Source organism: Myxococcales bacterium, from assembly GCA_022184915.1.
Taxonomy (GTDB): Bacteria; Myxococcota_A; Polyangia; order Fen-1088; family Fen-1088; genus JAGTJU01.
Genome location: JAGTJU010000001.1, coordinates 461984 through 480457, shown reverse-complemented (window position 1 = coordinate 480457; position 18474 = coordinate 461984). Strand labels below are relative to the sequence as shown.

Annotated in this window: 17 protein-coding genes; 10 read left to right on the top strand and 7 right to left on the bottom strand. The window is 68.8% G+C overall.

The genetic code is table 11. The annotated features are described in order from the left end of the window. Window positions 1–277: 277 nt before the first annotated feature. On the bottom strand, window positions 278–1615 hold the full coding sequence (gene pyk / locus KA712_02105; GenBank protein MCG5051731.1) for a pyruvate kinase: 1338 nt from the start codon (window positions 1613–1615) through the stop codon (window positions 278–280). A gap of 185 nt (window positions 1616–1800) precedes the next feature. Between pyk and KA712_02100 the strand changes: the two genes are divergently transcribed. The 7 genes from KA712_02100 to KA712_02070 are packed head-to-tail and all read left to right on the top strand — an operon-like array spanning window position 1801 to window position 9384. Continuing rightward, the gene (locus KA712_02100; GenBank protein MCG5051730.1) at window positions 1801–3030 is read left to right on the top strand and encodes a hypothetical protein; all 1230 of its coding nucleotides are present in this window, start codon (window positions 1801–1803) and stop codon (window positions 3028–3030) included. Next, window positions 3017–3271, top strand: coding sequence for a hypothetical protein (locus tag KA712_02095; protein ID MCG5051729.1), 255 nt, complete (start codon window positions 3017–3019; stop codon window positions 3269–3271). Before KA712_02100 ends, KA712_02095 begins: the two co-directional genes overlap by 14 nt. Further along, window positions 3268–4515 (top strand): hypothetical protein, encoded by a 1248-nt coding sequence (locus KA712_02090; protein MCG5051728.1) that lies wholly within the window; start codon window positions 3268–3270, stop codon window positions 4513–4515. The genes KA712_02095 and KA712_02090 overlap by 4 nt, the downstream gene beginning before the upstream one ends. A gap of 3 nt (window positions 4516–4518) precedes the next feature. Continuing rightward, entirely contained in the window at window positions 4519–5412 is an 894-nt protein-coding gene (locus tag KA712_02085) for a hypothetical protein (GenBank protein MCG5051727.1), read from the top strand. Then, window positions 5409–6101, top strand: coding sequence for a hypothetical protein (locus KA712_02080; GenBank protein ID MCG5051726.1), 693 nt, complete (start codon window positions 5409–5411; stop codon window positions 6099–6101). Before KA712_02085 ends, KA712_02080 begins: the two co-directional genes overlap by 4 nt. Beyond that, window positions 6098–8500: a TonB family protein gene (locus KA712_02075; protein MCG5051725.1), complete on the top strand. Its 2403-nt coding sequence runs from the start codon at window positions 6098–6100 to the stop codon at window positions 8498–8500. The genes KA712_02080 and KA712_02075 overlap by 4 nt, the downstream gene beginning before the upstream one ends. After that, entirely contained in the window at window positions 8497–9384 is an 888-nt protein-coding gene (locus KA712_02070; protein MCG5051724.1) for a hypothetical protein, read from the top strand. Before KA712_02075 ends, KA712_02070 begins: the two co-directional genes overlap by 4 nt. A 22-nt stretch (window positions 9385–9406) precedes the next feature. Here KA712_02070 and KA712_02065 read toward each other — a convergent pair whose 3' ends face one another. After that, window positions 9407–9697, bottom strand: coding sequence for a DUF427 domain-containing protein (locus KA712_02065; GenBank protein ID MCG5051723.1), 291 nt, complete (start codon window positions 9695–9697; stop codon window positions 9407–9409). A 75-nt stretch (window positions 9698–9772) separates the two neighbouring features. On the opposite strand from KA712_02065, the gene KA712_02060 reads away from it, so the two are divergent. After that, window positions 9773–11542, top strand: coding sequence for a CotH kinase family protein (locus KA712_02060; protein ID MCG5051722.1), 1770 nt, complete (start codon window positions 9773–9775; stop codon window positions 11540–11542). Window positions 11543–11546: 4 nt separating this feature from the next. Here the strand turns inward: KA712_02060 and KA712_02055 are convergent, their stop codons facing one another. From KA712_02055 to KA712_02040, 4 genes are all read right to left on the bottom strand, one after another. Then, window positions 11547–13031, bottom strand: coding sequence for a DUF1552 domain-containing protein (locus KA712_02055; GenBank protein MCG5051721.1), 1485 nt, complete (start codon window positions 13029–13031; stop codon window positions 11547–11549). Window positions 13032–13056: 25 nt separating this feature from the next. Then, complete coding sequence (locus tag KA712_02050; protein MCG5051720.1) at window positions 13057–14883, bottom strand: DUF1592 domain-containing protein; 1827 nt, start codon at window positions 14881–14883, stop codon at window positions 13057–13059. A 135-nt stretch (window positions 14884–15018) separates the two neighbouring features. Continuing rightward, on the bottom strand, window positions 15019–15480 hold the full coding sequence (locus tag KA712_02045) for a hypothetical protein (GenBank protein ID MCG5051719.1): 462 nt from the start codon (window positions 15478–15480) through the stop codon (window positions 15019–15021). A gap of 99 nt (window positions 15481–15579) precedes the next feature. Beyond that, the gene (locus KA712_02040) at window positions 15580–16143 is read right to left on the bottom strand and encodes a hypothetical protein (protein MCG5051718.1); all 564 of its coding nucleotides are present in this window, start codon (window positions 16141–16143) and stop codon (window positions 15580–15582) included. Window positions 16144–16230: 87 nt separating this feature from the next. On the opposite strand from KA712_02040, the gene KA712_02035 reads away from it, so the two are divergent. Beyond that, window positions 16231–16683, top strand: coding sequence for a cytochrome P460 family protein (locus KA712_02035; GenBank protein ID MCG5051717.1), 453 nt, complete (start codon window positions 16231–16233; stop codon window positions 16681–16683). Continuing rightward, entirely contained in the window at window positions 16680–17711 is a 1032-nt protein-coding gene (mtnA, locus tag KA712_02030; GenBank protein MCG5051716.1) for an S-methyl-5-thioribose-1-phosphate isomerase, read from the top strand. Before KA712_02035 ends, mtnA begins: the two co-directional genes overlap by 4 nt. A gap of 4 nt (window positions 17712–17715) precedes the next feature. Here mtnA and KA712_02025 read toward each other — a convergent pair whose 3' ends face one another. Further along, complete coding sequence (locus KA712_02025) at window positions 17716–18414, bottom strand: hypothetical protein (protein ID MCG5051715.1); 699 nt, start codon at window positions 18412–18414, stop codon at window positions 17716–17718. Window positions 18415–18474 lie beyond the last annotated feature (60 nt).

Sequence of the window (18474 nt, the reverse complement as noted above, 5' to 3'; positions counted from 1 at the left end):
TGGCGTGCGCGAAGACGAGAAAACGGCCGGGTTTTCAGGGTTTCGCCGCAGCTACGCCCCCCACGGGCTCACCTGGCACGAAACTTCCATCGTTCATCACTTGCCCACTCCGTTGCGATGACACGCGCATCGCCGAGGCGCCCGGTCGGGCTCCGATGCGATGGCGTTTTCGAATGAGACGGAGGGACCCGCGGGGCTGAAGCTCGGCGGATCCCTTCGTCTCGTTTTCCTTAATCGCTGGCGCGGCCGTCGCGCAGGGCCTCGACGCGCGGGATCCTCACAGCGTGATGGCGTTGACGAGCGAGGCGATGCCGCGCGCGTCCTGAGGCGCGATGTCGAGTAGCACGATCCGCGACCCCGCAGGCAGATCCCGGCGTGCCGCTTCCAAGGTGGCCTCGACAGGGTCCATCCCCGCAGGCACCGTGAGATCGATGGGCGTCACGCCCCACGCCAGATGCAAGCGACGCGTGGTGGCGGGCACCCGGCTATAGGCCAGGATCGGGCGCTTGGGGCGAAACGCGGCAAGCCGAAGCGCGCTCACGCCCGTACGCGTGGGCGCCACGATCGCCGCCGCATCGAGGTCCTCGGCCAGCTTCGCCGCGGCACAGGCCATCGCGTTGCCGGGGATGCTTCGTGAAGGCCCCTCGGTGGCCCCCAAGAGCGGCTCGGTTTCGGACAGCACCCGCGCCATCAACGCCACTACGCCTGCGGGGTCGCGGCCCACGGCGGTCTCTTCCGAGAGCATCACCGCGTCCGTCCCGTCCAGCACCGCGTTGGCGACGTCCGTCACCTCGGCGCGCGTGGGCAGCGGGTTCGTCACCATCGAAACCAGCATCTGCGTGGCGGTGATCACGGGGCGCCCGATGCTATTGGCCTCGCGGATGAGCCGCTTTTGGCTTGCAGGCACTTTCTCGATGGGGATCTCCACGCCGAGATCACCCCGCGCCACCATCACGGCATCGGCCGAGGCCACGATCGCGTCGAGCCGATCGAGCGCTTGTTGTTTTTCGATCTTGGCGACGATTGGCAACGAGGTCAGCTTGCGAAGCTCTTCGAGATCGTCTTCGTGACGCACGTACGAGAGGGCCACGAAGTCGGGGTCGAGCACGTCGATATCGGCCACGTCGGCCCTGTCCTTGTCGGTGAGACACGGCAAAGACGAGACGTCGAGCGGCAGGTTGATTCCCTTGCGGGACCGCAGCGTGCCCCCCACGAGCACGCGGCACTTCACGAAGTCCTTGCCCACCTGCTTGGCCTCGAGCGCGATCATGCCGTCCGCGATGTAGACGGGGTCGCCCGGGCGCACCCGCGCGTAGAGCGATGGATCGCCCACGGGAACCCCACCCGCGCCCAGCACGAGCTCGGCGTCTGCGTGCACGTTGAGGTCTTCCGGCAGGTCGCCGAGGCGCAGCTTGGGGCCGCAAAGGTCCACCAAGATGGCCACGTCGGGCTTGATCCGGCGGGCTTTTTGAACGCGTTCGAGTTGCTGCCGGGGCGTAGCGTGGGACAGGTTCACCCGGAGGACGTCGGCGCCTGCCTCGAGCAGGGCCGAGAGTGCCGCTTCGCTGTCGAGCGCAGGTCCCAAGGTGGCGATGATCTTCGTTCTTCTTTTCATGAGGTTTCCAGGGCGCCGCTCATTCTACGGGACGGCTCGTTTCAGAGAGTTTTCGGCTGTGCCAATTCCTCGACGCGGTTCGAGGGCCGCTCCACCTTATTACCCGGGGCCCCGCTTGGCCAGGCACCGTCTGCGCCCGGGGGACGGCGGCGCTCCGTGGCTCGCCTGTGCTAAGGTGCGCGCCCATGCAACGTTTCGGACGTTGGCGCCGCAATTTGCCCACGCTCGTCTTGGCGTGTGCGCTCGCCGGAAGCGCCGGACTTTCCCCGCTCCCCGGCTTGCAGGCGCAGACGCCGCCCGTGCCCTGCGCGGATTTGCCGAACGCCGTGCTCGTGCCCGGCACCACCGACGTCAAGCCGTTCCTGGCGCGGGTGGCCGGCCAGCTGGCGGGCGCCGCTGCCGCCCAACAACTGACGATCGTCTACCAGGCCATGGGCTCCTGTACCGCCCTCGAGCCCGTGCTCGGCAACGCCACGGTGACCGGCGACGCCGTTTATTGGACACCAAACGGAGAAGAACGCACCTGCACCCTGGGCGCGGGCGCCCTTCCGGATCTGGCCCTCTCGGATGTCACCATCGAGACGTGCACGGGCGCACCCGCGCCGGCGAGAATCAGCCAGAGCGCTTCGATGGTCCAGCCGTTCGGTTTCGTCGTGCCCCCTGCATCGTCACAAACGGCCATCACGGCGGCCGAGGCCTACGTCCTGTTTCGATACGGCACGGCCGCCGGGAAGCAGGTGGCGCCGTGGACCGATCCCGCTTTGGTGGCGATCCGAACGCCCGCGTCCAGCACACAGCTGCTCATCGGCCTGGCGGCGGGCGTGCGTGGCACCCAGTTCAGCCCCAACCTCACCAACGTCAGCGCGGGTTCGAGCGCGGTGGTGGCCAAGGTGGCCGCCGAGAACGCCACCGGAAACGCCGAGCGCACGATCGGCATTTTGTCGGCGCAGCGCTACGACGAAAACCGCGACAAACTCCGCATGCTCGCCTTCGAGGCCTACCGCCAACAGTGCCTGGGCGCGGTGTACCCCGATGCGACGGCCACGAGCTTCGACAAGCGCAACGTGCGCGACGGCCACTACGCGATCTGGGGCTATCTGTGGGCGGTGGCACGCACCGATCCGGAGGGCTTGGCCCCGCCGCGCGCCCAAAAGTTCCTGTCGTTTCTCAACGGAACTCTCGACGTACCTGGACTCGACCTGGTGGCCGAAACGGCGAAGGCAGGGGCCATCCCCGCCTGCGCGATGACGGTCCAGCGCACGACGGATGGAGGCCCTCTATTGCCCTACACCCCTGCCGAGCCCTGTGCGTGCCGCTTCGAGCTGGCCACGACCGGCAGCACCCCCTGCGTGCCCTGCCCGGACGGGACGTGTGCGACAGGTCTTTGCCGAGGAGGCTACTGTGAAACGCTGTGAGCGCCTGGGCGTGGCGGTGGGGGCGGCGACGGTCCTTGCCGTCGTGTTGGCGGCTGCGTGCGGAGATGGCGGCGCGGACGCGCGCGGGGATGCGGGGCCCTTGCCCGATGGCGGGACCCTCTGTGTGCCCACCACGGACGAAGGCCGGCTACTGAACGCGCCCACGAGCGCCACCGTGATTCGCAAGACCGTCGCGCTGCCGCCGCTAGGCCCCACCGAGCTGCCCGATACCACGCCGTGACCCTGCTGTGGATCACCCTTGCGGCCGCCGGGGCCGGGGCGATGGTGCCGGACGTCAACGGCTTCCTGAGGCTCGAGTACGTGCAAAGCGAGGCGAGCCTCGACGAGCGCGACGGCGGCAGCGGTGAGCCCCTCAACGAAAACCGGTTCCGTGTGGCCCCCTCGCGCCTGCAGCTGCGCTGCGAAGGCGAAAGCGTGGCGTACTCGATCGATCTCGACTTCGGCAGCGAGGGGCGCTCGTTCGTGGGGCTCCATCGTGCGGTGGCGATCCTGGGCTGGCCTCGGAGCGTGAGCGCGGGCACGGGCAGCTGCCAAGGGCACCTCGGCCCCTACCGGCTGTCTGCGGGCCTCTTTCACGTGCCCTTCGGGTACGAGGTTTACAACCAAAACAACCGCGACCGCGTCTTCGCCAACCGCGCCACCTACTCCGACGCCTTTTTCCCCGGACAAAGTGATCTGGGCGTGAGCGCGAGCGGCGCCTTCGGCCCGCTGGACGTGGTCGTATCCGTGCAGAACGGCGAGCCCATCGGCGGCCGTGGCCTGCCGTCCCGCGACCCGAACGCGGCCAAGGATGTGGTGGCGCGGATGGGGGCGCACGGGCACGTGGGGCGGCGCGTGCGGGTGGATGCCGGTCTGTCATTCCTCGGGGGCAGTGGGTTTCATCCCGGAACCCTGGCCACCAAAGATCAGCTCGTCTGGCGCGACTTCAACCAGGACGGGCTCGTCCAGCTGTCCGAGCTCCAAAACCTGCCCGCCACGGCCGCCACACCCTCGGAGAGCTTCGCGCGCTGGGCTGTGGGGGCCGACCTGCGCGCCTTCGCGGCCATTCCCCGCCTGGGCCCTCTGCTGGTTTATGCCGAACTCGCGCACGCCGTGAACCTGGATCGGGGCTTGCGGCCCGCCGATCCCGTCTTCCTCGGCCGCGATCAGCGCGCCCTGGGATACTACGTGGCGGCCGTGCAACAGCTGCGCGGGGGGTACATCCTGGCGGCACGCTACGACGTCTACGAGCCCGACCTCGACGACCGGGGCCTCGAAGGCGGCACGCTCGTGCGGCAGCGCGAGGTGTTTCGCGCGCTCACCTTGGCCGCAGGCCTCACCTTCGCCCTCGTGCCCGACATGCAGGCGCGCCTCATGCTCGAGTACGCGCACCGACGCGATCCGCTGGGTCTCGACGCTGCAGGACGCCCCACCGACCTCGCGAACGACTTGTTCACGGCTCAACTTCAGCTCAACTTCTGGTAGCGCATGAATCGGGGCCGCATCGCCGGACATCGGGGGCGCCTGGCCCTCGCCCTCACGGGTCTTTGTGGGCTTCTGGCCTGCGGGGGTGGCGAAGCCGCGGGACCTGCGCCCGCGTCGTGGCTGCACGTGGCAGGTGCCCAGCGTGTCGTGGGCCCCTTGCCGGAGGCCGGCGGAGGGCCGGAGATCCTCACGCTCGAGTTGCGCGTCGACGAGGTGGCGCCCGGGCAGGCCGGCGTGGAGGTGTTGGGCCGGGCGGCGGCCGGGACCTACGCCGTGGCGCTGGGCCTCGGCGGCGACGCCGGCCACTACGTGACGCCCGTGGGGCTCGAAAGCCCCGTGGTGCCCAACACCTTCGATTTTTCGGCCGTCCTGGCCTTCGGCCTCGATCTGCCCCGCGTGCCTCAAACGCTCCGGGTGCAAGCCCGGGATACGCAGGGGCGACCGGGCCCCGTCACCGTCCGCGCGCTGCCGGTGCGCACGGACGCGCCGCCGGCTCCGCTCGAGATTGCGCTGGCCTGGGATCGCATCGCCGACGTGGATCTGGTCGTCACCACACCGACCGGGCTCACGCTGGATCCGACGCGCATCGCCACACGCCCTGGCGAGGGCCCCCTGGGCGGGATCGATCGGGACGCCGTGGCGGGCTGCGTGCCCCAGGGCCGCCAGGAAGAAGCGCTCCGGTTCACCACCGAACCCACGCCGGGCGCCTACCAGGTGTACGCCCGCTTGGCCTCGGCCTGCGGTGAGGGGCGCGTGAGCTTGCGCGCGCTGGCCCTTCGTCACGGCACCGTCGGGGGCCGCGCCGAAGGCGTGCTCTACCCCGAAGACGCCCGGCGCACCGGTTTTCCCGACGCGCCCCCGGGTCTGTGGCTGATGGAGGTGAGGGTCGCGCCATGAGGGCGACAAGGTCCGGGGGGGCGAAACGAGCCCAGCGCGCGCGCGGAACCGCGAGAGCCACGCTCGTCTCCCTGGGCGTTCATGGTTTGGGCCTGGCGGCGCTTTGGGCCTTCACGAAGCCGTGGGGCCTGCCTCCGCCGCCGAAGCCCCCCGAGGTCGCCGTGGAGGTGAACCTCGTGCCGCCCGCAACACCGGCGCCGGAGGACGCGCCCCCCACGGGTGCAGAGCCCTCGCGCCCCCCGACCCGTGCCCCTGCGAAGCCCCGGGGGGGGATGCCGAGGCCCCGCCCGGCCCCCGCGGACCTTCGCGGCGAAGCGCCCGGGGGTGCCACCCTGGGCCCCGTCGTGGATCTCGACACCACACTCTCGGCTCCCACGCCCCGGACGACCACACCCGTGGCCACCCCCGCCCCCGGCCCCTGCCTGAGCCGCGCGCCCACGCCTGCAAGCAAAACGCCTTTGCAGTGGCCTGATGACCTCGTGGTGCCAAGCGGGCGACTCGTCGTGGACCTTGCGGTGAGCGCGCAGGGCGAGGTTTTTCAGGTGGACGTGCGCGGCGACGTGCCCCCCGAGGTGCGGCGCGCGCTCTCGGCTTCGTTTGCGCGCTGGCGCTTTTTGCCGGCGCTTCGGTGTGACCAGCCCGTGCCCGAGCGCTACAGCGTGGCGCTCAACGTGGAGCAAACACCGTGAGGCGCCTCGCCGCCGCCGTGGTGCTGGCGGCGCTGGGACTCGGCGGCGTGGCCCGCGCCGACGCACAAGCGCCGCCGTCCCTCGTGCCTCCCGCGCTCCTCGCGGCGCCCGAAGCGCCCTGGCCGGCCGGGATCCCGCCTGAAACGGGACCCGTCACCGTGACCCTGCAGATCCAGATCGACGAGACGGGGCGGGTCAGTGACGCCCAGGTGCTCGAGAGCCCGGAGTCCGCCTTCACGGTCCCTGCCCGCGCCGCCGCCGAGGCCGCGACGTTTGCGCCCGCCACCCGCAACGGGCACCCCGTGCCCGTGCGCGTCCGCTACCAAGTGTCCTTCGTGCCGCCCGCGCCCCGCGGCCCCGCGTTGGACCCACCCGTGACGACGACGCCCCCGGAACCGCCCCGCGCCCCCGCGCGCCGCCGCGACGTCGACGAAGAGCTCACGGTGCACCTGCCCCGCGCCCGCAACGCCGCCGCAAGCATCGGACGCCCGGAGCTCCGCAGCGACGACGCCCGCGTCGTGGCGGGCCTTGCCCAAGATCCGGTTTTGGCGGTAGGCACCTTGCCCGGAACGGCCCGCGCGCCCGCAGGGGAACGGGGCGTGATCGTGTGGGGTGCCACACCCGACGAGACCCGCATCCTCGTCGACGACGTGCCCGTGCCCGTGCTCCTGCACGCGGGGGGCCTGCGCAGCGTCGTGCCCGAGCCCCTCGTGGCCGCGCTCAGCCTCGACCCGGGCGCCTTCGAGGCCGCCCACGGCTTGGGCACCGGCGGTTTGCTCCGCGTGTCCACCCGCCGCTCGGGGCCGCCCGGCACGCACGGCAGCGCCAGCTTGAACCCCCTCGACGCGCAGCTCGGCATGAGCCACACCGCCCACGCGTGGTCCCTCGTCGCCTCGTATCGGGAAGGCTTCGCGAACGAAAGCTTGGGCGCGGTCTCCGGGCGCATCGCCCGGGTTGTGCCCCTGCCGCGTGACCGCGACCTCTTCCTCCAGGCCCGCCACGAAGGCCGGGGACGCACCACCTTGTGGGCCCTCGTTTCCAACGAAAGGGTCGCGCGCCGCCTGGCGCTCCCGGGTCGGATCGACGCCACGGAGGAGCGCTCCACCCTGCGCTTTTGGCGCGTGGCCCTTGCTCACGAAGGGGACAGCGGGCGCTCCCGGCTGTCCTTGTGGGCCGGACAGGACGAAAGCGAGCTGCGCACGCAGCTCGGTGGTCACGAGACCCGCCGTGCGGTGCAGGCCAAACGCGCCGGGGCCCGCCTTGCGCAGGACTTCGGGCCGCCCGCCTTCCGCCTGACCGTGGGCGCCGACGCCGAGCTCCGTCGAGAGTCCCTCCGCCGCGTGGGTACGTTGGGCGTTCCGCCCCGTGAAGGCGATCCACGGGTCTTTGGCCTTCTGCCCAACGACGACGTGGCCAGCGACACCTGGTCGACCGGCGTCTACGTGGCCGGGCTCTACGCGCAGGCCGATCTTGCTCTGTGGGGGGAGCTCTTGCGCCTGCGGCCGGGCCTGCGGTTCGAGCCCACGGTCATCACCGTCGACCCCATCTTGCCCGCCTCCAGCCAGGCCGTGCCGCTCGGGGCGTCCCGCCTCGCCACACCGCTGTCTCCGCGCCTCGAGCTTTTCGGGCGTGCAGCCACGGCCCTGTCCTATCGGCTGGCCGCCGGCGTTCACCAGCAGCCTCCGAGCGGCGCCGATCTGTCGGCCGTGTTCGGCAACCCCCGCTTGCCCTTTGCGCGGGCGCTCCACTTTCTGGCGGGGCTCGATCTGGGCTCTTCCGCGGGAACCCACCTCGAACCGCTCGTGTTCGCACGCCTGTCCGATCGCATCGCGCTGCGCCCCGCCGAGGCTTTCCCGCCCGTGGCGAACGCCCTCGTCGCGCGCGGCCAGGGCCGCACCTTCGGCGTTCGCGTGGCGCTCACCCAAAAAGCCTGGCGGGGCCTCGCGGGGCAGCTGGCTTACACCTTCACGCACAGCCAGCGGCGCAGCGAGACCGACGCGCGCTGGCGCCCTTTCGATTTCGAGGAGCCCCATCGGCTCGAAGCCCAGCTCGTGTGGCACGCCCGGCCTCATGTCACGCTCAGCAGCCGGCTGCGCTGGAGCTCGGGGCTGCCCGTGACGCCCGTGATCGGTGCCGCGTTCGACGCTGCGGCCGCCCGCTACCGCCCCCTCTTCGGCCCCCTGGGCGGCGAGCGCCTGCCCATGTTCTTTCAGTGGGACCTGCACCTCGAGCGGCGGTTTTCGTGGGAGCGTACCGAGCTATCCCTCTTTCTGGACCTGGTCAACGTGACCAACCACACGAATGTCGTCGAGAGGGTGTTCAACCACGACTTCACCGAAAGCGGCGCGCTGACGGGGCTGCCCTTTTTGGCCCTGGCGGGCGGGAAAGTTTCACTGTGAAGGGCTGGCGCCTCGGGGCAGGGGCCATTGGCCTTTCGGCGTGTGTGCCCACGTTCGAGGGGCCGGTGTCGCGCATCGACACGCCCGTGGTGCTCGCGGTCGAGGCCACACCCGCCGAGGCCGCCCCCGGGCAAACGGTGACCCTGCGGGCTCTCTTTGCCAGCCCCACCCCGGAAAACGCGCCCACGCTCTCGTTCTTCGCGTGCACCCAACCCCGACCCCTCGACGAGACCTTCGTGGTGGCCGCCTCGTGCGCCTCGGGTGCCCCGGGTGCCCGCTCTGCCCTCGGGCAGGCCGCACCCGAACGTCCACTCACCTTCGTGGTCCCCCAAGACGCCTGCGTCACCTTCGGCCCCGTGCCCGCCCCGAACGCCCAAACGCCGCTACGGCCCCCCACGCCCGATGCAACGGGTGGCTACCACCTCCCGGTGCTCGCATCGCCTCCCACCGGCTTTGCCGCGTGGGCGCGCGTGCGCCTGCGCTGCCCCCTGCCCCCGGCCCCCGTGGCGGCCGTGCGCGACTTTGCCGCCCGCTACACCAACAATCAGAACCCCGATGTAGGTCCCTTGCGCATCGGCGGGCCCCCACGCGCGGGGCAGCCGCTTGCCGTCAGCGTCCTGCTGCCCGCCAGCGCCGCCGAGCCCTTCGTGCGCTACGACGCCGCCCTGGCCAAGGTCGTGGATGCGGAAGAGAGCCTGCGGGTGTCCTGGTACGCCACGCGCGGCAGCGTGACGCCGGCCGAAACGACGACCGGGTCCCCGCCGACCGAGGCCACGACGACGTTCGTTGCCGAGGAGCCCGGTCCCGTGCGCTTATGGGCCGTGGTCCGCGACAGCCGGGGGGGCGTGACCTGGGCGGCGGCCGACCTGGTTGTCGACCCGTGAGCGGCCTCAGACTGCCCCCGCCTCAGTCGTTGCGGGTCACGAGAACCCCGCGCCAAAAGGCCACACACCCTCCGACGTGCCGGGCAGCGGGCAGCGGCTGCGGGTACGTCCACGCGGCGTCGTGGTTCACCTCGTCCCCGACCACCACGTGAAAGTAGCTGGCTTCGCCCTTCCAAGGGCAGCGCGTATGAGTGGACGACGGACGCAGGTGGGCGGGGTTCACCGCCGACATGGGAAAGTACACGTTGCCCTCGACCAGCTCGACGTCGTTGCTTTCGGCAAGCGTCACGCCCTTCCACTCTGCTTTTGCCATCTCACATAAGATGCCAGGGCGGACGCGTGGATGGCGAAGACGGACTGCGTTGCGACGATTTTGAGCTCAGCCCCCTTGGACTCGCCACTTTTGGACGTGGAGTCGTCTACGTTCCCGCAACGCCCCCGTCCTCTCCGCGACGGGAGCGCCTCCGTCCGGCCGCGTCGCAGGGCCGCCCCTGCGAACACGACGCCCGGGCGCTCCCCGACCCCGCGCTCGTTCGGGGCAGGCCTGCTGGCGCTCCTCGTCGGAGCGGGGCTCGTGTGCGGCGCCGCCGGCACCCCCGAGGTCCAGGCCCGCTGCAGCGATCCCTTCGACCGCCCCGACGAGGTGCTGACCTTCCACTTGCGTATGAGCGCCAAGACCTGGGCGGACCTCGCCTCCGACAGCCCCGACACCCTCACCAGCCCCGAGGACGATTGCGAGCAGTTTCCGTACCGGGACGTTCAGTTCAGGTGTGGCGACGAAGGCACGTGGTTGCGCATCGGCGCGCGGCGAAAAGCCGGTGCGTCCGTGCCAAACCCCAAGGACAGATTCGCCGACCTCAAACCCAGCTTGAAGCTGGACTTCAACCAGTACGTCATGGGACAGCGATGGCCCGCGGACATGGGCAAGGCGGGCTTCAAGAAGCTGACCCTCAACAACGGCCAGAACACCTTCGACGACGAGCCCCTTCAGGTCTTGCTGACCGAGCACATGGGCTGGCGCTTCCTTCACGAAGAGGTTCCCGATGCGGGCCGTTCGGCATACGCGCAGCTCTTCGTCCACTTCGACGACAAACCCAACGACCCACCGGTGTTTGGAGGGCTCTACATCGTCGTCGAAGAGATGGACCGCACCGCGCTCGAAAAGCGCTTCGGCACGTCCAAGGGGCGCCTCGTCAAGGTCTCCGGCGCGGGCAAGTGCAACGGCGTGCGCCACGATGACGTCGTACCGAACCCCACGACGGAGGCTGCTGAGGCCATCCTGGCGCTGCAACGCCCGGACGGCGCCGACTTCACCACCCGCCTCGACAAGGCCTTCGACATGGACACGCTGCTGCGCCAAGAGGCGGTCCGCCAGATCCTGGGCGACACAGATTCGATCTTCGGTCAGTTCTTCAACAACTACCTCGCCTTCGATCCCCCAAACGGCAAACGCCACTACCTGCCCTGGGACATCGACCGCATGTTCCTGTGGAGCGCGAGCTACCCGCTCGAAGCGGACTGCACGAATCCGATCGCGCGGCTCATGCTCTGCCAGGACGATGTGTACAAACGCTACTTGCAGCTCGCCTGCCAGATGCTGAGCGGGACGATGCGCCCCGAGCGGCTCAGCAGCGAATTCAGCCGTGTCGATGCGATCATTCGTCCGCTCATCGAAAAAGAGGTGAACGAGATCTGGAAGGGGGGCCAGAACCCCCTGTCGGCCCAAGTGGGAGGCTCGTACGAGGAACGATTCCAGGAGCTTTCCACCTACTTCCAGGATCGCGCCGCAGCCATCCGCGGAGGCGCGCGCAGCGCGGGCGTCGACTGTCCCGACCGCTGTGCCACGGGCGCCACCGAGAGCTGCCGCTACCTCACCTGCTCCGGCCAACGGAAGTGTGTCGATGGGGTATGGACTTCCTGTCAACCCCAGGGCAGCGGCTGCGAAGACGTCGACGGCGTGCGGGACACCTCGATCGCGCCCGCGGGCCCTGGTGCGGGGCCAGGAGCTCCCGGTGGAGGGCAACCGGGATCAGGCTCGTCGGACACACGAGGCGCGCAGGGCTGTTCGCTCTCCGGCTCCGGCTTGGGCCCGAGCCCCATCTCGCTCTTCGTACTTCTTGGGCTCCTGGTCCGGCGGCGCGCTCGCCGCCCCCGTTAGGCACTCAGGCCAGCAGCCACCCCTCGCTCTTGCTGTCGGGTGCGTGGGTGGTGGTCATGGTTCTGCCGGTCAAGCCCTTGGCCATCGTGTTGTAGGCCTTCGTGGCATCCATCTCGGCGAAGTCGATCCCGGACCCCACCTTCAGTTTGCCGCCAGCGCCCGTCCACAGATGAAAGATATCGCGTAGCGAATGGCTGTCGCCGCCATCGCCGAGCTCCGTGGACATGAGGAACAACATGTTCTCGAGCACACTTTTTCCGTTCTCCTCGCGCGCGCCATCCAGGATTCCCATGAAATAGGCGGCGCGAGACATGACGAGATGCGTGTGCTTTTCGACCCAGTCTCTCGACTTGTAGCTGCCCATGGTCCCGTAGCCTTTGTCGTTACCCCAGCCATGCCAGTACTCGTGCGTGGTGGTGGGATCGTCGAAGGTGATCGTGCGGCCCCCATAGGAGTAGCTGCCCTTCACGCTCAGACGCTCACCCCCCGAGGTGAACATGAGGTTGCCGAAGCGGGCACGGTCACAGATGAGCGCCATGGCGTAGACATCGGCCATGGCACGCCACAGTTTGTCCCAATCGGCCCAGGCGATGGACACGACGTCGCCGTCGTTGCCCACGTCGCCGTCCCCCACGTTGGTTTGTAGCCGGTTAAAGTTGCTCCCGTCGAACACGCCGGGACGCTCGGGCTTCCCACACACCTGCGCGTTCAACGCCGACTGCGTCGCGGCCGTGGCCATTTTCATGGACTCACCAAAAACCGTGAGCTCGAGCTCACGAATTTTGTCCATGTGGTCAGACAGCTGCGCCCGCGAGCCCGCGCCCAGATTGCCCGCCTCGCTCGTCAAAAATTTGTACTGCTGAGAAACGGAGTCCAGGATGGAACGTTCGATGTGACGGGCCTGGTCCGCCTCACAACTACCAGGCTCAGTCGGCTTAGGCGGTGGGTTGGCGGGCTTGCCGGGATCAAATTGCCCGAACACCCGATCGAACAGCGCCTGAGGCACCCGCGTCACCGAGTCCGTGACACCTCCGTTCGAGCGAAACGAGTGATTCTCGCGTTTGCCGTTGTTGCGCGAGTAGGTCCCCGCGATCAGGCTCCGAATGGCGGTGGGGGATTGGCTGCCGTGGAGCTGCTCGAGCACGAACTGGTCGAGGGTCGCGCCCTTGTTGTCGACTCCACGGAACACGAACTCGCATCCCACATCGTGGTTGGCGCTGCTCGAGGACGTGCCGAGGTTCAGATTCTTCGAGAATCCCACCTTCGAGGCAAACGGCGCCAGCGGGGCCAAGGGGCCCGTCAGCCCCTGCGCCGCGTGCTCGGGGCGCACGCCCAAGCCGAAAAAGAACGTGACCACCCGGGGCGGCGGCGCGGCCGCCGCCCCCCACACGCTGCGCGTCTGCATGCCGTCGAGGAACGGCAGCGCAATGGCGATGCTCCCGGCACCGCGCAGCAAGGTACGGCGGTCGAAGGACTTGCGGTATGTCATGAGCGTTCTCTTCATCGGGAGGTCCTCACTCGCGGCGAACGAAGGCAAAGGTGGGGTGACGGGCCAACGCCACCAGGAATTCCTCGTACGAGCCATCGGTCGCCGCCAAGGCGCGCGACAGGTCCTCGATGGTGCATTCGTCGAGGGCCTCGAGCGCGCGGCCCAGGGCAAACTGAAGAGGCTTCTTCACGAGGCACGTTTGCGTCTCCGGGTGTTGGACCAGCAACGCGATGAACTCGTCGACGTCCTTGAAGGGCTTCGCGGGCTCGGTGCCGATCGCCGGGAATTGACCGTCCATCCGTGTGTCACGGCCCGCTTCGTCCTTTGCGCGAAAGACACCAATGCCATCGAAGGGCTCGAAGGCGAACGCCAGGGGCTCGAAGCCGCGGTGGCACTTGCCACAGGTGGCGTCGGCAACGCGGTACTCGGACAGCGCCCGTTTCCCGCTGCCTGCAAGCTCCGCTGGCGGCGCGGTGATGGTGCCATCCGGGGGGCGCGGCACGTCTTGGCACATGATGCTCCGGAAGATGAAAAGTGAGCGCGCGATCATGTCCGCCTCGGCGGACCCACCACTCCTCATGAGAACGCCCGGAGTGGTCAAGATGCCCTGGCGATGCTGGGACGAAGGCAAATCGTAAGCGCGCCATCCTGCGCCTTTGGAGGCCATTCCGTAAAGCTTGGCGAGCTCCGGCGTGGCGAAGGTCTTTGTGGTCGTCAGCAAAGACGCCAGCGGCTGGCGTTGCGTGAACAAAACGTCGTCGGCCAGGCGGAGGACCTCCTCCTTCAAGGCAGGCCTAAGGCTGTCGTCCCACTCGCTAAAGTGATCCCGCGCCCGCGTGACGGTGTCGAGCTCGTCGAGCGTCAACCAGTCGGCCAAAAACCGACGCGCGGTGGCTTTGCCGCCCGGCGTGGTCAAGAGCCGGCGCACCTCTTTGGCGCGTCTGTCTGCGTCAAGCAAATCGCCTGACGCTGCGGCGGACTGCAGCGTCAGATCGGGCGTGGTTCCAGCCGCCAGGTACGAAAGGCGGCTCGCCAGCTCGTACCCATCGAGCGCCCTCCACATGCCTTCGCCCCCCTTTTGCCGCTCGGTTCGGTAGAGGAACTGTGGGGATTGCAAAAGCGCCTGCAACACGGCTTTGGCGCCCCTATCGAACCCCAGACCACAGGACGCAACCGCCTCGAACACAGGCAAGAAACGTGCAACTTCGTCGTCTTGAAGGGGCCGGCGCGCCAGGACCCCGCCCAGGCGGGTGATGAACTCCTTCCGGCAGGCGGCGGACGGGTCGCGGCAGCTCGTGTACTTGCCCACGAACGCTTCCAGATTCGTGATCTTGTCGCTCGCCTTGCGCGCGAGCTCGTTCCACAAAGACACGCGGTCGAGCGTGGGAAGCAGATCCTTGGCGGTGTTGAAGAACCCCTCCGTCCGCAGTTCCCGCGGGTAGCTTGCGAGATCTTCGGTCAGGTCCACCCCCAGCACGTCCTTGACGGAACTGGCGTACTCCCATCGGGTCAAGCGGCGGGCCACGAGGGGGCCGGGATCCCGCACCGGATTGCTGCATGCCCCGGCCGCAGGGGGATTGTTCACCACGGGTTCCGAGGGAACGTCGGTCGGGACAAAGCTGCCCCCAGACCCTCCCCCGCTGCCGCCCGTGCCCGGGGTGTCCTCGTTCATGACGGTGCCACTGCAAGCCACCGCCGCCCATGCGAAGAGCGCCACCATCGCGCGGACTCCCCAAGCCGTCACCGGCCTCGAGGGGTCCAGCCGTGTGGCCGCCAAGCTTGACGCACCACCGGCGCGGGGGGCAAAGGCGGGCCGGAGGACGGGTCCGTGGCGGCTTTCGTCGGTGACCATGTACCTCTTGTCGCGAACCGACGAGGGTTAGGGTCGACGAGACCGAACGATTGTGCCCCCCCTCCGAGCTGGTTCGGCAGACGATGCGGTGAGCCCGCGAGCCGCAGCCCCGGCCAGGCACGCCGGCGCCTTGGTTCAGGAGACCTGGGAGCCGACCCCGGCAGACGTCATCTCGCCGGAAGCAGGGGGGCCGAGCGGCAGGCTGATCGAGAGCGCGCTGGCAGGCGTTTTCCCCGGCCGGCCCCGCCGGCGAACCGGCTCCTTCGCCGCGGCGGGCGTGTCCCGGCCCCCGACGGTTACCGCCAGGGACAAAAGCCGCTCCGACAGCTCTGAATCGTCTTCGGCGTAGATCCGGGCGTACGCAAGGGCCCGCTGGCCGGTGTGCAGAAGTTCGTCCTGCGCTTGCGCCAGACCGGCGCGGGCCTCGGCAAGGGCCGCTTCGGCTTCGGCCACGGCGTCGGCCCGCGCGGCGACCTGAGCGATCGCGGCGCCGAGCACGCTTTCATCGAAGTTGCCGAACCGCAGGTCCTGCAGTGCGGACGTGAAGATGGCATGCAGCGCGAGCAGAGCGGGGGGCACGACGGGATCCTGTGACATGAACTGACCTCCTGCTGAACATCTGAACACAGGTTCAGTGAATTGCCAAGCGAGGAGGTGAAAAAGTGATGAGCGCGCGGCAGAGAACGCCTGCGTCCTTTAGAGGCGCAGACCCGCCAGCAAAGCCAGCTCGGCCGTGGCCGCGTTGGTCGTGCCAACCTGCACACCCAAAAGGTAGTCCCGGGCCACGTTCCAGCGCGCATCCGCGGCCAATCGTCCGTAAAGCGTCAGCCCACCGCCACCGCTCAGGCCGTCGCGCAGGATGTTGGCATCGTAGCCAGGCCCGATGCCCAGACTTGCGCCCAGCGAGAACGTCGGCCGCACCCACAAAGCGTAGCGCGCCTGCGCCAGCGCTCCGAGCACCCGATAGTTGCGGTCGACATCGAGCAGCGCCAGCACCTGGCCGCCGAACTCCACTGAAGAGAGCCACGTGTACCGAAGCGCCAGGGCCACGAGCGGCTTGACGAGGTGGGGAAGCGCATTCGATTCGCTGTTCAGGAGGAACGTGGGCCCCACCTGGGCGTCGACCACGAAGGTGCCGGGAACGTCTGAAAGCGGCGGCCGGCTGGGCTCGGTTTGCGCCCGGGCCTGCGGAGCCCACAGGCCTCCGGCCACCGCCCAAGCGATCTTCCACGCGTGTCGCCTCAAGAAGGCCAAGCCCATCGGCGATGAGCTTAGCGGCCCTGCGGCAGGGGTGCACCTGCTCCGCGTCGCGATGGCTTCGTCCGCGCCGGAAGCTAAACTGGAGCGATGCGCCCCTCCTTTCGTCCTTGCGCCGTCCTCGTGCTCGTCGCCTCGGCGTGTGCCGGATGCGGAGAGTCCCTGCCCCCCGACCTCGCGGGCTACGAAACCCGCTGCGTAAAGTTGAACCGGGACGAGATCCCCCCCTACGAGGGCGATCCGCACGCGGGTTTCAAGAACGTTTTCGCCTGCAACGTTCCGCGAGCGGCCCTCGAGGCCGACGAGCGTCCTTTTCCCGACGGCACGATCATCATCAAGGAGAGCCGCCGCGAGGGGCAGGACTTCACCTGGCTCGTGGCCAGCGCCCGCAAGGAAGAAGGCCGCTGGCGCTGGGATGAATACACCCGCAACTTTGGAAGCGAAGATCACGTGCGCTTGCTCTTGCCCCAAAGCAAGTGCAGCAACTGTCACGAGCGCGTGAGCTCCCGCGACTACATTTACTCGGCGTACGAAGCTCCATGACGCCCGTAGCTTGTACGCCGATCGTATGGACCGGCACCCACCTGCGCCTTCTCGATCAGCGCCGCCTGCCCCACGAAGAAACTTACCTCGCCTACGACGACGCGCGCGACGTCGCCGCCGCCATCACCGACATGGTCGTGCGGGGCGCACCCGCCATCGGCATCACCGCCGCCTATGCGGTGGTGCTCTCTGCCCGCAAGCACGGGCAGACGCAGGCCATGGCCCACGACCTCGCCGCGCTCGCCGCCTCGCGGCCCACGGCGGTGAACCTTTTTTGGGCGCTGGCCCGCATGCAACGCCTGCTCGAGGGCGTCGCAGAGATCGGAGCGTCCACGCAGGCCCGGCTTGAGGCCGAGGCCAGCGCCATCCACGCCGAAGACCGTGCCGCGTGCGCAGCCATGGGTCAGCAGGGGGCGCGGTTCATCTCGCCCGGCAGCTGGGTCTACACCCACTGCAACGCGGGGGCGCTCGCCACAGGCGGCGAAGGGACGGCCCTCGCCGTGGTCCGGGAGGCGCATCGTCGCGGATGCGTGGCGGGAGCCTTCGTGGGTGAAACGCGTCCCTGGATGCAGGGCAGCCGCCTCACGGCGTGGGAGTTGCTGCGCGAGGGTGTACCGGTCACGCTCAGCACCGAGAGCGCCGCCGCCACGCTGTTTCGGCAAGGCCGCGTGCACTGGCTCATCGTGGGGGCCGATCGCATCAGCCGCAACGGCGACGTGGCCAACAAGGTGGGCACCTACCCCTTGGCCTTGCTGGCCCGCCTGCATGGCGTGAAGGTGATGGTGGTGGCGCCGCTTTCAACCCTCGACACGAGCCTTGCCCGGGGAGCCGAGATTCCCATCGAAGAACGCCCGGCCGCCGAGCTCACACACTTTGCTGGGCAGCAAGTCGCTCCGCCAGGATGCACCGCCTTCAATCCCGCGTTCGACGTCACACCTGCCGAGGCCATCGACGTGCTCGTCACCGAACGCGGCGCCCTCGAAAAGCCCAACGAAGCCGGGCTGTCAAGCTGGCTCGCTGCGGGTTGATGCCCTAAAACGCGTCGCCCAGCCGATCGAGCTGTTCGCCCGCCGACCGCAGCCAGATCTTCAGCCGCTGGCGGTCCATGCGGCCGAAGGTTTCGGGCGCAAACGTGGGATTGTGGGCGGCCGCCCAGAAACTGGCATCGCGCTCATCGATCTTCTGCATCACGGGCGGGTACAAAGCGGGAAGGTCCAGGATCACCGCCCCGCCGGCTTCGGCTTTTTGGCGCACGGCCGATTGATCGAAGATCGAAAAGTTCCGTCCGCGGCCATGGTTTTTCACCACCACGAACCGTGCGCCCGCGCCGTAGCTCGACAGCACGCGCTCCAGCGTCGTCACGGAGTCCTTGCCATCATCGAGCACGTGCCAAAACACGACGCTGACCCCGCACTCCTGGGCCATCTCCAAAATGCCCGCGTCCTTGATCCAGTCGGACAAAAAGCGCTCGCTCTGCGCGGGCAAGTCCACCACCACACGTTGGGGCGCCTCGGTAGCCGCAGCCATGATCTCGTCGGCGCCCTCGAAGCGGGCAAGGTCGATGGCCCGCGCGTAGGCGCCGTAGTGCCGGAGGAGCGCGCCGTGGGACATGTCGGCGTCGAAGGCCACGAAGGGCAGGCTGCGGTCGATGCAGCGCTGGGCCACGAGGCGGGCCACGACGGACTTTCCCACGCCGCCTTTTTCGCCACCGATGAAATGAATGATGCTCATGCGGCGCGCAAGATACCCGACTTCGGGTTTCCGGCGTGAAACTTATTCCCGGGTCCCGCA

Coding starts and splice junctions, on each gene's coding strand:
- pyk (MCG5051731.1), bottom strand. CDS start 1,615: ATGAAAAGAAGAACGAAGATCATCGCCACCTTGGGACCTGCGCTCGAC.
- KA712_02100 (MCG5051730.1), top strand. CDS start 1,801: ATGCAACGTTTCGGACGTTGGCGCCGCAATTTGCCCACGCTCGTCTTG.
- KA712_02085 (MCG5051727.1), top strand. CDS start 4,519: ATGAATCGGGGCCGCATCGCCGGACATCGGGGGCGCCTGGCCCTCGCC.
- KA712_02080 (MCG5051726.1), top strand. CDS start 5,409: ATGAGGGCGACAAGGTCCGGGGGGGCGAAACGAGCCCAGCGCGCGCGC.
- KA712_02065 (MCG5051723.1), bottom strand. CDS start 9,697: ATGGCAAAAGCAGAGTGGAAGGGCGTGACGCTTGCCGAAAGCAACGAC.
- KA712_02055 (MCG5051721.1), bottom strand. CDS start 13,031: ATGACATACCGCAAGTCCTTCGACCGCCGTACCTTGCTGCGCGGTGCC.
- KA712_02050 (MCG5051720.1), bottom strand. CDS start 14,883: ATGGTCACCGACGAAAGCCGCCACGGACCCGTCCTCCGGCCCGCCTTT.
- KA712_02045 (MCG5051719.1), bottom strand. CDS start 15,480: ATGTCACAGGATCCCGTCGTGCCCCCCGCTCTGCTCGCGCTGCATGCC.
- KA712_02040 (MCG5051718.1), bottom strand. CDS start 16,143: ATGGGCTTGGCCTTCTTGAGGCGACACGCGTGGAAGATCGCTTGGGCG.
- KA712_02035 (MCG5051717.1), top strand. CDS start 16,231: ATGCGCCCCTCCTTTCGTCCTTGCGCCGTCCTCGTGCTCGTCGCCTCG.
- mtnA (MCG5051716.1), top strand. CDS start 16,680: ATGACGCCCGTAGCTTGTACGCCGATCGTATGGACCGGCACCCACCTG.
- KA712_02025 (MCG5051715.1), bottom strand. CDS start 18,414: ATGAGCATCATTCATTTCATCGGTGGCGAAAAAGGCGGCGTGGGAAAG.